Source organism: Nonomuraea sp. NPDC049784, from assembly GCF_040659615.1.
In the GTDB taxonomy this organism is placed as follows: Bacteria; Actinomycetota; Actinomycetes; order Streptosporangiales; family Streptosporangiaceae; genus Nonomuraea.
This window is the reverse complement of sequence record NZ_JBFAMX010001250.1, coordinates 1-1,235: the sequence shown is the minus strand read 5'-3', so window position 1 is coordinate 1,235 and position 1,235 is coordinate 1. Positions and strand designations below refer to the sequence as shown.

Genomic DNA, 1,235 nt, shown 5'->3' with positions numbered 1-1,235 from the left:
CCGCGCTCGGCCGACCTGCCGGGGTCGCTGCTGGGCGTGATGATGGCGGGGGCCTCGTACCTGCCGGTGGATCCGGCCCTGCCGGGCGGGCGCGTCGCGGCCATGCTCGCCCAGGCAGGCGTGCGGGTCGCGCTGGCCGTCCCGTCCGCGCCCCTGCCCGCGCACGTCGAGCGGATCGAGCCGGCCACCCGCGCCGTATATGACGGGACGGCGGCGACGGCCGGGACCGCGGCCTATGTGCTCCACACCTCGGGCTCCACCGGCACGCCCAAGGGGGTGGCGGTGCCGCACTCCGCGCTGGTCAACCTGCTGGCCGGGATGGAGCGGCTGCTGGGGTCGGGTCCCGGGGACGTGTGGCTGGGGAGCACGGCGCTGTCGTTCGACATCGCCGGGCTGGAGCTGTACCTGCCCCTGGTGACGGGCGGGCGGCTGGTGCTGGCCGACGACGCCACCGTACGCGACGGGATGGCGCTGGCCCGGCTGATCGGCGCGTCCGGGGTCACCCACGTGCAGGCCACGCCGTCGGGATGGAGCATGCTGCTGTCCGGCGGCCTGGACCCGTCCGGGCTGGTGGCCCTGGCGGGGGGCGAGGCGCTGCCGCTCGCGCTGGCCAGGAGGCTTCGCAGGCGCGTGGGTCGGCTGCTCAACATGTACGGGCCGACGGAGACCACGATCTGGTCCACGGCCTGGGAGGTGCCTGACTCGCCCCATGGCGTCCGCATCGGGCGGCCGCTCGCGAACACCACGGTCCAGGTGCTCGACCGGCAGGGCTCGCCCGCGCCGATCGGCGTCCCCGGTGAGCTGGTCATCGGCGGGGCGGGGCTGGCGCTCGGCTACCTGCGCTCGCCCGGTGAGCCGCCGGACCGGTTCGCGGACGGGTGGTACCGGACGGGTGACCGGGTGCGGTGGCTGGGCGACGGGACGCTGGAGTTCCTGGGCCGGGGCGACGGCCAGGTCAAGGTGCGGGGGCACCGGGTCGAGCTGGGCGAGATCGAGACCACGCTGGAACGCCACCCCGGAGTGCGCCGGGCCGCCGTGGTGGTGCGAGGCGACGACCTGGTCGCCTACGTAGTCCCCGCCTCCCCGACCCACGAGAGTGACCTGCTGGAGCGGGCCGCCGAGTGGCTGCCGCCGTACATGATCCCGACGGTGGTCGTGCCGCTGGAGGCGCTGCCGCTCACCCCGAACGGCAAGGTGGACCGGCGGGCGCTGCCCGAGCCCGCGCGCCCGGCGGC

At 76.1% G+C, this 1,235-nt stretch carries 1 protein-coding gene; it reads left to right on the top strand.

The genetic code is table 11. The features are described from left to right. On the top strand, positions 1-1,235 hold a 1,235-nt coding region (locus tag AB0J09_RS65155; protein ID WP_360714559.1), incomplete at both ends, for an amino acid adenylation domain-containing protein.